14 protein-coding genes are annotated in these 15,336 nt (G+C 62.1%); 11 read left to right on the top strand and 3 right to left on the bottom strand.

The window, feature by feature from the left end; genetic code table 11:
• Window positions 1–282: 282 nt before the first annotated feature.
• Both HX818_RS29310 and HX818_RS29305 read left to right on the top strand, forming a co-directional pair.
• Complete coding sequence (locus HX818_RS29310; protein WP_003210800.1) at window positions 283–1,941, top strand: nitrite/sulfite reductase; 1,659 nt, start codon at window positions 283–285, stop codon at window positions 1,939–1,941.
• Window positions 1,925–2,419, top strand: a complete 495-nt coding sequence (locus tag HX818_RS29305; protein ID WP_003210798.1) for a DUF934 domain-containing protein — start codon at window positions 1,925–1,927, stop codon at window positions 2,417–2,419. The genes HX818_RS29310 and HX818_RS29305 overlap by 17 nt, the downstream gene beginning before the upstream one ends.
• Window positions 2,420–2,463: 44 nt before the next feature.
• On the opposite strand, the gene HX818_RS29300 is transcribed toward HX818_RS29305, so the two are convergent.
• Both HX818_RS29300 and HX818_RS29295 read right to left on the bottom strand, forming a co-directional pair.
• On the bottom strand, window positions 2,464–4,110 hold the full coding sequence (locus tag HX818_RS29300; RefSeq protein WP_102604661.1) for a SulP family inorganic anion transporter: 1,647 nt from the start codon (window positions 4,108–4,110) through the stop codon (window positions 2,464–2,466).
• An 80-nt stretch (window positions 4,111–4,190) separates the two neighbouring features.
• Window positions 4,191–5,468 carry a serine/threonine transporter gene (locus HX818_RS29295; RefSeq protein ID WP_102604662.1) on the bottom strand — a complete coding sequence of 426 codons (1,278 nt, stop codon included), beginning with the start codon at window positions 5,466–5,468 and terminating at the stop codon, window positions 4,191–4,193.
• A gap of 252 nt (window positions 5,469–5,720) precedes the next feature.
• Between HX818_RS29295 and HX818_RS29290 the strand changes: the two genes are divergently transcribed.
• From HX818_RS29290 to HX818_RS29250, 9 genes are all read left to right on the top strand, one after another.
• Window positions 5,721–6,104: a tautomerase family protein gene (locus tag HX818_RS29290; RefSeq protein WP_003210790.1), complete on the top strand. Its 384-nt coding sequence runs from the start codon at window positions 5,721–5,723 to the stop codon at window positions 6,102–6,104.
• Window positions 6,105–6,156: 52 nt separating this feature from the next.
• Window positions 6,157–6,753 (top strand): TetR/AcrR family transcriptional regulator, encoded by a 597-nt coding sequence (locus HX818_RS29285; protein ID WP_177008205.1) that lies wholly within the window; start codon window positions 6,157–6,159, stop codon window positions 6,751–6,753.
• A 216-nt stretch (window positions 6,754–6,969) separates the two neighbouring features.
• Window positions 6,970–7,506, top strand: a complete 537-nt coding sequence (locus HX818_RS29280; RefSeq protein ID WP_177021230.1) for a cysteine hydrolase family protein — start codon at window positions 6,970–6,972, stop codon at window positions 7,504–7,506.
• Window positions 7,507–7,638: 132 nt separating this feature from the next.
• Window positions 7,639–8,589 (top strand): 2-hydroxyacid dehydrogenase, encoded by a 951-nt coding sequence (locus HX818_RS29275; RefSeq protein ID WP_087692887.1) that lies wholly within the window; start codon window positions 7,639–7,641, stop codon window positions 8,587–8,589.
• A gap of 90 nt (window positions 8,590–8,679) precedes the next feature.
• A complete protein-coding gene (locus HX818_RS29270; protein WP_177021229.1) occupies window positions 8,680–10,536 on the top strand; it encodes a pilus assembly protein TadG-related protein in 1,857 nt (618 codons plus the stop codon).
• A gap of 130 nt (window positions 10,537–10,666) precedes the next feature.
• Window positions 10,667–11,734 (top strand): phosphotransferase family protein, encoded by a 1,068-nt coding sequence (locus tag HX818_RS29265; RefSeq protein WP_003210778.1) that lies wholly within the window; start codon window positions 10,667–10,669, stop codon window positions 11,732–11,734.
• Between the two features lie 19 nt (window positions 11,735–11,753).
• Window positions 11,754–12,521 carry an SDR family oxidoreductase gene (locus HX818_RS29260; protein ID WP_087692885.1) on the top strand — a complete coding sequence of 256 codons (768 nt, stop codon included), beginning with the start codon at window positions 11,754–11,756 and terminating at the stop codon, window positions 12,519–12,521.
• A 59-nt stretch (window positions 12,522–12,580) separates the two neighbouring features.
• Window positions 12,581–14,014 carry a PLP-dependent aminotransferase family protein gene (locus HX818_RS29255; protein ID WP_177021228.1) on the top strand — a complete coding sequence of 478 codons (1,434 nt, stop codon included), beginning with the start codon at window positions 12,581–12,583 and terminating at the stop codon, window positions 14,012–14,014.
• 83 nt (window positions 14,015–14,097) lie between these two features.
• On the top strand, window positions 14,098–14,499 hold the full coding sequence (locus HX818_RS29250) for a cupin domain-containing protein (RefSeq protein WP_003210770.1): 402 nt from the start codon (window positions 14,098–14,100) through the stop codon (window positions 14,497–14,499).
• A 134-nt stretch (window positions 14,500–14,633) separates the two neighbouring features.
• Here HX818_RS29250 and HX818_RS29245 read toward each other — a convergent pair whose 3' ends face one another.
• Entirely contained in the window at window positions 14,634–15,263 is a 630-nt protein-coding gene (locus tag HX818_RS29245) for a DNA-3-methyladenine glycosylase I (RefSeq protein WP_102604667.1), read from the bottom strand.
• Window positions 15,264–15,336: the final 73 nt, after the last annotated feature.

The raw sequence follows: 15,336 nt of genomic DNA, 5'->3' as shown, positions 1-15,336 counted from the left end.
ACGCATCGACACTGCTGTCACTTTTGCGCGCTTTGGTCGGATTGCTCATAGCATCGCCTCTTGTCGGTTTTATAGGTGATTGCACAAAGACACGAGCACAGTAAAGTTCATGATTGCCCGCATGACAAATGTGGGTATCGCGATAACCGTTCTCATTAGGCCATTTGGTTATTTGCATATACTCAAACATCACTTTTGCGCATAAACGCAAACTGGTATCGTGCGCCGGCTCCGTTGGGAGTGCGCGGCCGTGCGCGCAGATTTGCCGAGAACAGGACCTATATGTACGTATACGACGAATACGATCAGCGCATCATCGAGGACCGCGTCAAGCAGTTCCGTGATCAGACCCGACGCTATCTGGCAGGTGAACTGAGCGAAGAAGAGTTCCGCCCTCTGCGCCTGCAAAATGGCCTTTATGTTCAGCGCTTTGCGCCGATGCTGCGGGTTGCCGTGCCTTATGGCCAACTGACTTCCCGTCAGACGCGCATGATGGCCAAGATTGCCCGCGACTTCGACAAGGGCTACGCCCACATCAGTACTCGCCAGAACGTTCAGTTCAACTGGCCGGCCCTGGAAGACGTGCCGGACATCCTGGCTGAATTGGCCACCGTGCAGATGCACGCCATTCAGACCAGCGGTAACTGCCTGCGCAACGTGACCACCGACCAGTTCGCCGGCGTTGCCGCTGACGAGCTGATCGACCCCCGCCCATGGTGTGAAATCGTCCGTCAATGGACCACCTTCCACCCGGAATTCGCCTACCTGCCGCGCAAGTTCAAGATCGCCATCAATGGCTCGACCTCGGACCGCGCCGCCATCGAAGTGCACGATATCGGCCTGGAGCCGGTGCATAACGCGGCGGGCGAGTTGGGCTTCCGTGTACTCGTCGGCGGTGGCCTCGGTCGTACGCCGGTAGTGGGTGCCTTCATCAACGAATTCCTGCCGTGGCAGGACCTGTTGAGCTACCTCGACGCGATCCTGCGGGTCTACAACCGCTACGGCCGTCGTGACAACAAGTACAAGGCCCGGATCAAGATCCTGGTAAAAGCGCTGACCCCCGAGGTGTTCGCCCAGAAAGTCGACGCCGAGATGGAACACCTGCGCGGCGGCCAGACCACCCTGACCGACGCCGAAGTGCACCGCGTTGCCAAGCATTTCGTCGACCCCGACTACAAGGCCCTGAGCAATCAGGACGCCGCGTTGGCCGAGCTCGATGCGCAGCACCCGGGTTTCGCCCGCTGGCGCACCCGCAACACCCTGGCCCACAAGAAGCCGGGCTATGTCGCCGTGACCCTGTCGCTGAAACCTACCGGTGTTGCACCGGGTGACATCACCGACAAGCAACTGGACGGCGTCGCCGACCTGGCCGAGCGCTACAGCTTCGGCCAACTGCGCACCTCCCACGAGCAGAACATCATCCTCGCCGATGTTGAACAGTCTCAACTGTTCACCCTGTGGGGCGAGCTGCGCGAGCAGGGTTTTGCCACGCCGAACATCGGCTTGCTGACCGACATCATCTGCTGCCCGGGCGGCGACTTCTGCTCCCTGGCCAACGCCAAGTCGATCCCGATTGCCGAATCGATCCAGCGCCGTTTCGACGACCTGGACTACCTGTTCGACATCGGCGAGCTGGACCTGAACATCTCCGGTTGCATGAACGCCTGTGGTCACCACCACGTCGGCCACATCGGCATCCTGGGCGTGGACAAGAAAGGCGAAGAATTCTACCAAGTGTCCCTGGGTGGCAGCGCCAGCCGCGATGCGAGCCTGGGCAAGATCCTCGGCCCGTCCTTCGCCCAGGAAGCCATGCCTGACGTGATCGGCAAGCTGATCGACGTGTACGTCGAACAGCGCACCGAAGATGAGCGTTTCATCGACACTTACCAGCGCATCGGCATTGACCTGTTCAAGGAGCGCGTCTATGCAGCGAATCATTAAGAACAACGAAGTCCTCGACGAAACCTGGCACCTGCTGCCCAAGGATGCGAGCTTCGATGGCATCTCCAACTGCGACGACCTGATCGTGCCACTGGCCCTGTGGCGCGAGCACGCTCACGCCCTCAAGGCCCGCGACGGCGGCCTGGGTGTATGGCTGGACGCCGATGAAGAAGCCGAAGAGATCGGTGATGACGTGGAGCACTTCCAGGTCATCGCCCTGAACTTCCCGGCCTTCACCGACGGTCGCAACTACTCCAACGCCCGCCTGCTGCGTGACCGTTATGGTTACAAGGGCGAGCTGCGGGCGATTGGCGATGTGCTGCGCGACCAGTTGTTCTACCTGCGCCGCTGCGGGTTCGATGCCTTCGCCTTGCGCGCGGACAAAGACCCGTACGAAGCGCTGGAAAGCCTCAAGGATTTCTCGGTGACGTACCAGGCCGCGACGGATGAACCGTTGCCGTTGTTCCGCCGCCGGTAAGCTCGCGTCAATAAAAAGCCCCGACCAGTCGGGGCTTTTTGCATTCAGGCGGTGGGTTGCAACGCGAGTTGCACTGCACCATCGACACTCAACCCGCTGATCAGCACCTGGGGCGCACACGCCTCAGGCAGCGTCTGCAACACCTCCTGCGCCTCATGCCGTACGCGGGCCAGCACCAGGCATTTGCCCTCCCCTCGCACCTGTACGAAAAATGCCTGCAATGCCTCGATGCTGGTGCCGTCCAGGTCGGGGGATTCTTCCAGGCTGAGCACTACCGTGTGCACCGGTAACGTAGCGTGCCGCATCAGGCTCAACACCGCCCCCAACACTCGCTCGGCATTCGCGAAGAACAGCGCTTCACTGGGCCGCACGATCAGCACACCGGGGATCCGTTCGGCGCTCGGGTGATGCAGCAAGTCGACAAAATCATGTCCGCCGTCAATGCGCCCCAGCTCACGCACGTCCGCCGACGACATCTGCCGCAGCATCAACACCACGCTGATTCCGACGGCCACCAACAACCCATCCAGCACCCCCAGCACCAACACCGCTGCCACCGCGCAAATCACCAGCAACCGGTCGCGCCGCCAGGAGAAATAGCGGCCCAGGGGCTGCAGGCTCAAGCCACGGCCCAAGGCGTAAATGACGATGGCGGCCAGCACCGGCTCCGGCGTCAGCGCCACCAGAGGCAGCACCGTCAGCACGATCGCCAACACCACCAGCGCCGCCACGGCGCCCGCCAGCCGCGAGTTGGCTCCCGCCGCCTCATTGGCCGATGTCGCCGAATACCCGGCGCCAGTGGGCATGCCCTGGAACAGCCCGGACAGCAGGTTGGCGGCCCCCAGCGCCAGCAGGTCACGGTTGGATGACACGCGATCACCATGCTTGAGGGCGAAGGAGCTGATGGAGCCGTAGGACTCGGCGTAAAGAATCATCACCATGGCAAACGCCAACTCTCCCAGGCGCAGCCAGTCGGCGAACGGCAATACCGGCAAATGCGCCAGTTCCAGGCGCAGGTCGATGACGCCGATCAACGCCACGCCATGGGCCTGCAGATCCAGCCACTGGCCGGCGGCAATCCCGAGGATCACCACCAGCAACCCGCCCGGCAGGCGCCGAACTCGCGCGCATAGCCAGAGCAGCAGCAACGCGACGCCCGCGACGGCAGCGGCGGCCCAGTTCCAGCGCGGCAGTTGCTCCAGGAGCTGGGGCAGGAAGCGAATCAGGTTGTTGTCGGTCAGGTGCACGCCCACCACGCTGGCCAACTGCTTGAGGATGATCGTCAGCGCCAGGCCAAAGGCAAAGCCACGCAACACCGGCTTGGCGATAAACGAGGTCAGCCCGCCCAGCTTGAGCATCCCGGCCAACAGGAAAAACGCCCCCGTCACCAGTACCAGGCCCATTGCCAGGCTCAGCCTGAGTGCCGGGTCATCCCCCGCCAGCGTTGCCGTGGCCGCCGCCAGCACCGCTGCCGAGGACGATGTGGCAGAGACAATCGCGAAGCGGCTGGTGCCAAACAGGCCGTAGCACAACAATCCGGCAAACAAGGCGATCACGCCCGCCTGGGGCGGCAACGCGGCGATGCTGGAATAGGCCACGGCCTCGGGCAGCAACAGGCCGGCGATGGACAGGCCGGCCAGCAAGTCTTGTGCACGGTTCGGCGTGGTGTCGCTCTCAGGCTTGGTGTTCAATCCCTAATTCCCTGGCAAAAAAAACGGCCAATCCGCTGTCTGCGAATTGGCCGTGATCATTGCACTGAAACCGGGTGCTGTCAGGACACCAGCGAATAAATCAGCGCGGTAATCGCCACCAGGCCCACCGCCGTGACGAACACGTTGGACGCCTGGCCACGGTACTTGGCCATCGCCGGTACCTTGCGGATCGCGTACATCGGCATCAGGAACAGGATCGACGCAATGATCGGCCCGCCCAGGGTCTCGATCATGCCGAGGATGCTAGGGTTGAGGGTCGCGACGATCCAGCACACCACCAGCATGAAGGCAGCCGTCATGCGGTCCAGAGTCTTGGCAGCCGGGCGACGGCCGCTTTTGAGCACCAGGCCCTTGAGGCCTTCACTGGCGCCGATGTAATGGCCCAGGAACGACTTGGCAATCGCCACAAACGCGATCAGCGGCGCGGCGAACTCGATGGTCGGGTTGCTGAAGTGGTTCGCCAGGTAGGACAGGATCGACAGGTTCTGCGCCTTGGCTTCGGCCAATTGCGCCGGCGACAGCGTCAGTACACAACTGAACACGAAGAACAGCACCATCACTACCATCAGGATGTGTGCCCGGGACAGGATCTGCGAGCTGCGTTCCTCGGCGTGTTCGCCGTACTGGCGCTTCTGGTCCACCGCAAAGGCCGAGATGATCGGCGAATGGTTGAACGAGAACACCATCACCGGAATCGCCAGCCACAGGGTATGCAGCAGCGCCGACGGGGCCGGCACGGTGCTGGCGGTGCTGAGGATGCCGCCGTTCCAGTGCGGCACCAGGTACACGGCGAGGAACAGCAAGGCGACGATAAACGGATACACCATCAGGCTCATGGCCTTGACGATCACCTGCTCGCCACACCGCACCACGGCCAGCAGGCCGAGGATCAGCACCAGCGACAGGATCGCCCGCGGAGGCGGCGCGATGTGCAGTTGATGCTCCATGAAGCTGCCCACGGTGTTGGTCAGCGCCACGCTGTAGATCAGCAGGATCGGGAAGATCGCGAAGAAGTACAGCAAGGTGATCGCGGCGCCGGCCTTGAGGCCGAAATGTTCTTCGACCACGTCGGTGATGTCCGAGCCTTCACGGCCCGAGAGCACAAAGCGGGTCAGGCCACGGTGCGCGAAAAACGTCATCGGGAATGCCAGCAGCGCAAGGATCACCAACGGCCAGAAGCCGCCAAGGCCCGCGTTGATCGGCAGGAACAAGGTGCCGGCGCCGATGGCCGTACCGAACAGGCCGAGCATCCAGGTGGTGTCCTGGCGGCTCCAGCTTGTGAGGGTTGCAGGTGTCGTTGCGTAGCGTTCGTCGACGCTATTGGCCTGATCATTCATCCGTTCGGATCTCCGCATTCACTCAGTCGAGACGAGTCAGAAAAACCTGACAGGCAGCGCCACGACCGAAACAGGGGCGCGATTGTCCGGGATTCGCTTGAAGAAGCAAAGACTTAGCTGAGGAATGGTTGTGCAGTGCAGAGGATTGAAGACGTTTCCGGCAGCGTCAATTTTACATTTCATAAGAAATCTATTTTATAAATTCATCACGTCATGTATTTTTAAGGCACGCCTCTCACTGGACTACCTGCCATGCCAATCGTGCGCATCGACCTTCGGAAAAACCCCGACGTCACCTACGCCAAGCGCGTCGGCGTATTGATCTACAACGCCATGCACACGGCCATCGGCGTGCCTGAACACGACAACTTCCAGATCCTCACCGAGCACGATGAACACCACTTCATCTATGACCCGGAGTACCTGGGCATCCAGCGCACCGACAACCTGGTGATCATCCAGATCACCCTGAATGAAGGCCGCAGCACCGAGCAGAAAAAGCTGTTGTACAAGACCATCGCCGAGAGCTTGAACCGTGAACTGGCGGTGCGCCTGGAAGATGTGTTTATCAGCCTGGTGGAGGTCAAGAAGGAAAACTGGTCGTTCGGCAACGGGATCGCGCAGTACGCCAGCTAAACGTTTTATGATGCCACCCATCCCTGCCACCACCTGATCCAGAGAGCCCTCGATGCCACGCGTGTCCCGCAAACAAGCCGAACTCAACCGCGAAATCATCGTCGAGGCCGCCACGCGGCTGTTTCGTGAACGGGGCATCCATGGCATCAGCGTGTCGGACGTGATGGCCGCCGCCGGGCTGACCCATGGCGGTTTCTACGGGCACTTCGAGTCCCGTGAGGCGCTGGCCACGGAAGCCTGCAACCGGGCATTCGAGCAATCGAGCGAGCGCTGGCAGGCCAGGGTCGAGCAAAGCCCTGATCCCGAGGCTGCGCGCCTGGCGTTGATTGATCCGTATCTGTCGGCCGCCAATCGTGACAACCCCGGGGACAGTTGCCCGGTTGCGGCTTTTGCCGGGGAGATGTGCCATGAAGCCGCCGACAGCGCGTTGCAACGCAGCTTTATCCGGGGCTTTGAAGCGTCCATGGGCATCCTGGCCGCTACCCAGGCCACCGGAACCCCCGAAGGTGACCGGCAGGCCGCCATTGCCCAGTACGCGATGATGGTAGGCGCCCTCACCCTGGCACGTGCGACCAAAGGCAACGGCCTGTCTGATGAATTCCTCGCTGCCGCCAGGAATCTCCTGATCCCGGAAAAAAACCTCGGCTGACGCGTTGACAGCCAAACGCCAGCGCCAGCATGATCGGCCCATGAACCTTATTCAGCTGGCCCTCACCCGCACCACCACCACGACCGCTTCCGGCGGGTCGTGTGGTAGCGGTGAGTGGCGCGCAAACTAAGCCACCCGGATTTACCCAAGGCCCCGCCAGCAATGGACGGGGCCTTTTTATTGCTCCGCCATCTGGCAAACACGAGGAGCAGTACCATGCCTGACAACAAGCGCCCCGCCCTGCTGATCATCGACATGCAGACCGGTCTGTACGATGGTCCGGAAAAACCCTACGAACGCCAGCGCGTACTCGACAACATCAACCAGCTGATTCAGCGCGCCCGACACGCTGGCGTGCCGGTTTTCGCTGCACGTCACACCGGCCCTGCGGGTTCGCCCATCGAGGTGGGCAGCCCGTTTTGGCAACTATGGCCAGCACTGGAGGTTGATGAAGCTCGCGACACGGTTTTCAATAAAACCCGGCCCAGCTGTTTTCTCGGCACCGAGCTGTCGCAGCAACTGGCGGCGGCACAGGTGAATGAACTGGTGATCGTCGGGATGAAAACCCAGTACTGCATCGACACGACGTGCCGAGTGGCCGTAGAGCTGGGGTTCTCGGTGCTGCTGCCGGAGGATGGCCATACGTGCATGGACACTCCGGCGTTATCGGCCGCGGCGATTATCGAACATCACAATGCCACCCTGGCCGGGGCGTTTGTGCAGCGGGTGAAGGCGGCCGATGTCGGCTTTTGACGTCTCTACCTGGAGCGCCCGCCGGAGTACCAATGCCCGGCGGGCGTCGGATTTTTCTTCGCCAGACACGGGATTCGTGCCGACAAAATGTCGCATACTGAAGCCATCAAACCCTTCAGGAAGAGCCCTCGCATGCCCGTCACCGTTCTGGTCCTGGTTGAAACCATCAACGACTACCTGCCGATCATCGAAGGCAATGGCTTTCACGTGATTCTTGCGCCCACCCCGGCCGAACGCGCCAAGGCCATCAAGACCCACGGCGGGCAGGTCCAGGCGGTGCTGACCCGTGGCCCGCTGGGCCTGTACGCCGAGGAAATCGCCGCGCTGCCGCTGCTTGAGATCATCTGCGTGATCGGCGCCGGGTATGAACACGTGGACCTGCAAGCCGCCAGCAACCGTGGAATCGTGGTCACCAATGGCGCCGGGGTGAATGCGCCGTCGGTGGCCGACCACGCCATGGCTTTGCTGCTGTGCCTGGTGCGGGACATTCCCCGGGCGGACGCAGCAGTACGGCGCAGCGAATGGCCCAAGATAATGCGCCCTTCGCTGGCCGGCAAACAGTTGGGCATTCTCGGCCTGGGCGCCGTGGGCCTGGAAATCGCCAAGCGGGCCGCCCTGGGTTTTGGCATGGAGGTGAGTTATCACAACCGCCAGCCCCGCGAGGACGTGGACTACACCTACTGCGCCACCGCCGTGGAACTGGCGCGGGCCTCGGACTTCCTGATCCTGGCCACCCCGGGCGGCGCCAGCACGCGACATTTGATCGACCGCCAGGCCCTCGACGCGCTGGGCCCCAACGGCTTCCTGGTAAACATCGGCCGCGGCAGCGTGGTGGTCACCGCCGACCTGATTACCGCCCTGGAGCAACGGCGCATCGGCGGCGCGGCACTGGACGTGTTCGACGATGAACCCAACGTGCCCGACGCGCTCAAGCGCCTCAGCAATACCGTGCTCACGCCCCACGTCGCCGGCCTGTCACCGGAAGCCGCCCATGACACCGTGCAGCGCGTGGCGGACAACCTGCTGGAATACTTTGCCGGCCGCCCTGTGCTGACGCCCGTGGCACTGCCTCCGCGAAAATAATGGCCAATAGCCATAAATTCTCCAAAACCTGACTACACTGCCTGAGGGGATACTCAGGATGCCGGTACTGGACCGGCGAAGGAACGCAGGATGGTTTGCCAAGGACCCGGCTCGGCCCGCCAACGCGGCGCAATAGGACTGATGGGTGCGATGACCCTGGGGATCGCACTGTTGTTCCTGTTGCTGGTGGTCGACAGCGGCCGGCTGTACCTGGAAAAGCGCAAGCTGCAACGGGTTGCCGACACCGCGGCCTTGGAAGTGGTCACCCGCGGCGGCGCCTGCGTGACGCCGAATACCAACGCCGCGCAATTCGCGATCCAAAGCGCAGCCCGCAATGATTTCCCGCTCAACGCAGACCGTACCCTGGCGACCACCTGTGGCACCCTGGTCACCGGGGCTGACTTCATGCGCGCCTTCAGCCCCAATCCCTCAAGGTCCGATGCGATCCAGGTCATCGCCACCCACCGCGTCGTCACCAGTATCGCCAACCGCCTGTTCATGCTGCTCTCCACCGGCCCTTTCGAGCCGACCATCCGGTTGCAGGCAGTGGCCGTGGCCGCCGTGCCCGCGCCACCGGTGGCCGTACTGACCATCCGCAGCACCTTGCTGACCGTGGACAGCACCAAGTCCGCGGCACTCAATGCGTTGATCGGCGGACTGCTGGGGGGCAAATTGCAACTCGATGCGGTGGGCTGGAAGGGCCTGATCAATACCGATATCAACCTGCTCAGTTACCTGGACGCGCTGGCGATTCAATTGAAGGTCAGCGCCGGCAACTACGACGAGTTGCTCAAGACCGACGCCAGCGTCGGCGATCTGATCCAGGCCGCGATAGATGTACTCAAGCTGGGGGGCGATGCGGTCAAGGTGGTGATCAATAACCTGGAAGCGATCAAGCTGATTGCACCCGGCACCAAGATCCTGCACCTGGGCGACCTGCTGACCATCCAGAACGGCACCGACAAGAGCGCCCTGGACGTTAACCTGCAACTGTTCAACCTGATCCAGGGGTTTGTGCAACTGTCGAACAAGTACAACGCGGTCGCGGTGGAGTTGCCGGTGGATGTGCTGGGACTGCTGAATATCACGGTCAAGACCAAGGTCATTGAACCGGCGCAGGTTTCCGCCATAGGTAACCCCAAGCTGATCGCCACCCAGCCGATCTACGTCAGGACCGCGCAAGTCAGGACGTTGATCTCGGTGAAACTGCCGGCAATCGGCGCGGTGAACGATTTACTGGGCGGGGTAACGGCGCTGGTGGGCCTCTTGTTAGGCAGCTCCTTTGACCCCAAAATCGGCCAGCAAATCGATGTAGCACTGGAAGCCGCCAGCGGCAGCAGCACGGTCACCGGATATCGTTGCAACGGGCCTGCGGACAAAGCCTTGTCGGTGCTCGGTACCACCTCGGCGGTTAGGCTGATGGTGGGCCAGATCGACCCAAAAAACCTGTTTTCCTCCACAGCACCACTGAACGTTGACGAATTCCCATTACTCGACCTTGGGGTGAAGACCTGTAGCAACGGTGTCTGCGATCCCCGGCAACCGTATGGCGTGGGTGGCATCAGCCTGAAGATCGACAGCAGCGTGGCCAAGACCGTCCGGAACCACACTTACCTGTCGCCGCCCGAGGTGAAAAGCCCCCCGGATTACTTCAGTTTCAGTTCCAACAACGTGGTGGGCAGCTTGAGCAACACCCTCAATGGCATCCAGTTGATCAACCATCCACCGACACAGGGCGGACTGATTGGGCTGGTGCTGAACCTGGTGGTCGGCCTGATCACCGGCGTACTGAATCTGCTCAGCGGCATCATCTCCGGACTGCTCAGCCCGCTCCTCGACCCGCTGGTCAATAACCTGCTCGCCGGCCTGGGCATCGACCTGGCAAAAGTCGAAATCGGTGCCAACCTGTCCTGCAACCCCGGCGGGCGCGCAGTTCTGATGATCTGAGCACATCAAGCCCGCTGATCATCGGCCAACACGCTAACCTATTAAGCCGCCCCAACCTTGTGGCTTGGCGGCCGCGCGCATTAGATTAGCCAATAGTCCAAGGCCTTAAGAATAAGCAGAAGGGATAAGCATGGCGCTTAATGACCAATCGACCCAGATTCGCCCCGGCGAAGAACTTGATGCCAGCCTCATCGATCCCTACCTCAAGGCCCATATCCCGGGCTTGAGCGGCAGCGTCAAAATCAGCCAGTTCCCCGGGGGTGCCTCCAACCTGACGTACCTGCTGGAATACCCCGGCCAGGAATTCGTACTGCGCCGCCCGCCCTTTGGCCACAAGGCCAAGTCCGCCCACGACATGGGCCGCGAATACCGGATTCTCAACCAGCTCAAGGACGGTTTCCCGTATTGCCCCAAGGCCTACGTGCACTGCACCGACGAGTCGGTGATCGGCGCCGAGTTCTACGTGATGGAGCGGGTCAACGGGATCATCCTGCGCTCGGACCTGCCGCCAGAACTGGGCCTGGACGCGGCGAAAACCGAAGCCTTGTGCAAAAGCTTTATCGACAAGTTCGTCGAGCTGCACCAGGTCGACTACAGCGCCTGCGGCCTGGCCGACCTGGGCAAGCCCGAAGGTTACGTGGAGCGGCAGATTCGCGGCTGGAGCGACCGCTACGAAAAAGCCCTGACCCCCGACGCCCCCAGCTGGGAAGCGGTACGTGCCTGGCTCAACGACAAGATGCCGGCCGACCACCCCACCTCGAGCATCGTCCACAACGACTACCGCTTCGACAACGTGATCCTCGACCCGCATAACCCGATGCAGATCATCGGCGTGCTGGACTGGGAACTGACCACCCTCGGCGACCCGCTGATGGACCTGGGCAACACCCTCGCCTACTGGATCGAAGCGGCCGACCCGGCCCCGGTGCAACTGATGCGCCGCCAGCCGAGCAACGCCCCCGGCATGCTTACCCGCCGCCAGTTCGTCGACTACTACGCCGAACGCTCCGGGATCCAGATCGACAATTTCGACTTCTACTACACCTACGGCCTGTTCCGCCTGGCCGGCATCGTGCAGCAGATCTACTACCGCTTCTTCCATGGCCAGACCCAGGACAAACGCTTTGCACAGTTCATTCACATGAACAAGCTGCTTGAGCAGATGAGCCTGAATGTCATCAAACAGTCTTCCCTCTGACCCTCTTCAAGGAAAAACCATGTCCAAGACCCAACTGTTCGACCTCGACGGCAAGATCGCTTTCGTTTCCGGCGCCAGCCGCGGTATCGGTGAGGCCATCGCCAAGTTGCTGGCCCAGCAAGGCGCCCACGTGATCGTGTCGAGCCGCAAGATCGACGGCTGCCAGCACGTGGCCGACGCGATCATCGCCGACGGCGGCAAGGCCACGGCAATTGCCTGCCATATCGGCGAAATGGACCAGATCACCAACGTGTTTGCCGCGATCCGCGAACAGTTCGGCCGCCTGGACATCCTGGTCAACAACGCCGCCACCAACCCGCAGTTCTGCAACGTGCTGGACACCGACCTGGGCGCATTCCAGAAGACCGTCGACGTGAACATTCGCGGCTACTTCTTCATGTCGGTGGAAGCCGGCAAGCTGATGCGCGAGAACGGTGGCGGCAGCATCATCAACGTGGCCTCGATCAACGGGATTTCGCCGGGCGTATTCCAGGGCATCTACTCGGTGACCAAGGCCGCCGTGATCAACATGACCAAAGTCTTCGCCAAGGAATGCGCGCCGTTCGGCATTCGTTGCAACGCACTGCTGCCGGGCCTGACCGACACCAAGTTCGCCTCCGCGCTGGTGAAGAACGACTCGATCCTGAAAATGGCCCTGGCGCAGATCCCCCTCAAGCGCGTGGCCGACCCGAGCGAGATGGCCGGCGCGGTGCTGTACCTGGCCAGCGACGCGTCGAGCTACACCACCGGTGTATCGCTGAATGTAGACGGTGGTTTCCTGTCCTGATTCGGCTGGCGGGTGACTTGCGGTAATCTTGCGGGTGATTGCTTGCCTCTGGATGAAACATGGAACTGCACGTCGTTATCAAGGGCCGCAAGGACCTGGCCGAACAGCTTTACCAGCAATTGCGCACGGCCATTGAGTCGGGACAACTGGTGGCCGGGTCGCAATTGCCTCCCAGCCGCTTGCTGGCCCTGCAACTGGGCGTGTCGCGCAAGACAGTCTCAGACACCTACGCGGCGCTGACCTACGAAGGGTTGTTGGTCGGCAGGATCGGCCGTGGCACGTTCGTCAACGCCTGGGCCACGCGCCGCGAACACCTGCAAAGTGCCGCCGACCTTGCCTGCGCCGCCAACCTGGCCAAGTGGCAAGCCCTTCCCGCGCCCATGGGTCACCCCAACCGTGAAACCCGCCCGAGCCGGGACTTTATCGGCGGTGCCACCGCCCGCAGCCAGTTCCCCCAGGATGAATGGCGGCGCTGCACCCTCGATGCCTTGCGCCGTATCTCACAGGACAGCGGCTTCTACAGCCGGCCGGAAGGCTTGCCGGCCCTGCGCAGTGCAATCGCCGGGCATATCGCATTTTCCCGTGGGGTCAGGTGCAGCGAAGACGACATCGTAGTCACCAACGGCGCCCAGCAGGCGCTTGACCTGATCGCCCGCGTGGTGCTGGAACCGGGCACCGTCGTCGCCATGGAAGACCCCGGCTACACCCCGGTGCGACTGATGTTCGACGCCATGGGGGCGACCGTGGTGGGCGTGCCGGTGGACGAACACGGCCTGCGGGTCGACTTGATTCCCGACGGCACGCGGCTGATCTACGTGACACCGTCGCATCAGTTCCCCCTGGGCATGCCCATGAGCGTGCCGCGCCGTGAGGCGTTGCTGGCACGTGCGCTGGCGTTGGGCGCCATCGTGATCGAGGATGACTACGACAGCGAATTCCGCTACGAGGGCCGCCCCACCGACTCCCTGCAAAGCATGGACACCCGCGGCGTGGTCGCCTACGTCGGGACCTTCTCGAAAACCCTGCTGCCGGAGTTGCGCCTGGGCTACACGGTGTTGCCGCCGGCGATTTTCGGCGCGGTGCTCAAGGCCAAGCAACTCACCGACCAGCACAGCTCCACCCTGCCGCAATGGGCCCTGGCCAAGTTCATCAGCGAAGGCTACCTGCTCAAGCACATTCGGCGCTGCCATGGGGTATATGCCGGGCGCCGGGAACGGATTCTGCAGCGCCTGGCGGGGGACCTCTCGCCGTGGTTCGACGTGGTGCCCACCGTGGCCGGGTTCCATCTGGCCGCGCTGTGCAAGGTGCCGGTGAATATTCCGCAGCTCACCCAATTGGCACGGGAGGCTGACGTGGGGCTCTATCCGCTGAGCGTGTTTTTCCAAGACACACCGGTACGCGAGGGACTGAAGATCGGGTTTGGCGCGATCGAAACCCTGGACATTGACCCGGCGCTGGACGTGGTGCGGGATATCCTGCGACAGATTGGCTGAGGGAATTTCCGCCGGATTGGCTATTGGTCAAATCCGGATCGGGGCCTAGGGTGAACGGGTCTCGACTCACTCGGAGCCTCACCATGAAAGTACTGCTCGGCACCACCCTGCTGCTGGCCTCGTTAAGCGCCTTTGCCCACGACCCGGTGTACAACCAGGAAAAGATCAACGTGTTGCAGGAACACGCCCTGGCCAACGTCCCCGGCAAGAAAACCGTGATGCTCACCGTGGACTACGCCCCGGGCCAGGCCACCGTGCCCCATAGCCACACCGGCACGGCCGTGGCCTATGTGCTGGAAGGTGCAATCACCTCGCGGGTCAACGATGAAAAGGCGATCACCTACAAGGTCGGCCAGTCGTTCTATGAACCTGCCGGCTCGCGGCACTTTGAATCCAGCAATGCCAGCCAGACCCAACCGGCGAAACTGCTGGTAGTGATGGTGATGGATGACAAGGCCGACGTGCTCACGCCGCTGCCCCACTAACCCGCGCCACCACACCCTCCTGTGGGAGCTGGCTTGCCGGCGATGGCGGTGCATCAGACACAGTTGTGTTTGCTGATCCACCGCCATCGCCGGCAAGCCAGCTCCCACAGTTTTAACCGCGCACAGTCAGTGGCTCAGGGTCGTTTGAAGTGGTGGCGCAGGTGTTCGATTCGAGGCCGGCAGGTACAGCCTTCAAGGTGGTCGTTGACCATGCCCATCGCCTGCATGAACGCATACATCGTGGTCGGGCCCACATAGCTCCAGCCACGTTTCTTCAGGGCCTTGGACAAACGTGTTGACGCGGCTGACGTGGGGTTGGCCGTCCAGTACGCCATGTCCACCACCGCCGGACGCTCATCGGCGGCCGGTTCAAACGACCACAGCCACGCCGCCAGCGAACCGGTCTCATCCACCAGCTCACAGGCGCGCCGGGCGTTGTTGATGGTGGACACGATCTTGGCGCGATTGCGCACGATGCCCGGGTCGGCCATCAATCGCTCGATGTCCTGCTCGGTGTACTGCGCCACTCGGCGAAAATCAAAGCCCTCGAACGCCCGGCGAAACGCCTCGCGCTTGCGCAGGATGGTGATCCACGCCATGCCGGCCTGAAAACCTTCCAGGCAAATCTTCTCGTACAGCGCAATGTCATCGGCCACCGGCACGCCCCATTCGTGGTCGTGGTAATCCGGGTACTCCGGCGCCGCCGTGCGCCACGTACAGCTGGTGACGCCCGCCGCGTCCGTGATCAATCCTGGAATATCCATAACTCACCCTGTGAACCAAGCCCGGGATGATAAGCGAAAAAAATTCCGGGCCGCCAACCGCTCAAGTACGAAC

The organism is Pseudomonas sp. F9001 (assembly GCF_013385435.1).
Lineage (GTDB): Bacteria > Pseudomonadota > Gammaproteobacteria > Pseudomonadales > Pseudomonadaceae > Aquipseudomonas.
The sequence above is the reverse complement of the archived record's forward strand: the minus strand, read 5'-3'. Positions and strand labels throughout refer to the sequence as shown.

Bases quoted from the DNA above. Each gene is read 5' to 3' on its own strand.
- HX818_RS29265 (WP_003210778.1), top strand. From the start codon at position 10,667: ATGGCGCTTAATGACCAATCGACCCAGATTCGCCCCGGCGAAGAACTT.
- HX818_RS29290 (WP_003210790.1), top strand. From the start codon at position 5,721: ATGCCAATCGTGCGCATCGACCTTCGGAAAAACCCCGACGTCACCTAC.
- HX818_RS29270 (WP_177021229.1), top strand. From the start codon at position 8,680: ATGGTTTGCCAAGGACCCGGCTCGGCCCGCCAACGCGGCGCAATAGGA.
- HX818_RS29260 (WP_087692885.1), top strand. From the start codon at position 11,754: ATGTCCAAGACCCAACTGTTCGACCTCGACGGCAAGATCGCTTTCGTT.
- HX818_RS29310 (WP_003210800.1), top strand. From the start codon at position 283: ATGTACGTATACGACGAATACGATCAGCGCATCATCGAGGACCGCGTC.
- HX818_RS29275 (WP_087692887.1), top strand. From the start codon at position 7,639: ATGCCCGTCACCGTTCTGGTCCTGGTTGAAACCATCAACGACTACCTG.
- HX818_RS29305 (WP_003210798.1), top strand. From the start codon at position 1,925: ATGCAGCGAATCATTAAGAACAACGAAGTCCTCGACGAAACCTGGCAC.
- HX818_RS29250 (WP_003210770.1), top strand. From the start codon at position 14,098: ATGAAAGTACTGCTCGGCACCACCCTGCTGCTGGCCTCGTTAAGCGCC.
- HX818_RS29280 (WP_177021230.1), top strand. From the start codon at position 6,970: ATGCCTGACAACAAGCGCCCCGCCCTGCTGATCATCGACATGCAGACC.
- HX818_RS29285 (WP_177008205.1), top strand. From the start codon at position 6,157: ATGCCACGCGTGTCCCGCAAACAAGCCGAACTCAACCGCGAAATCATC.
- HX818_RS29255 (WP_177021228.1), top strand. From the start codon at position 12,581: ATGGAACTGCACGTCGTTATCAAGGGCCGCAAGGACCTGGCCGAACAG.
- HX818_RS29295 (WP_102604662.1), bottom strand. From the start codon at position 5,468: ATGAATGATCAGGCCAATAGCGTCGACGAACGCTACGCAACGACACCT.
- HX818_RS29245 (WP_102604667.1), bottom strand. From the start codon at position 15,263: ATGGATATTCCAGGATTGATCACGGACGCGGCGGGCGTCACCAGCTGT.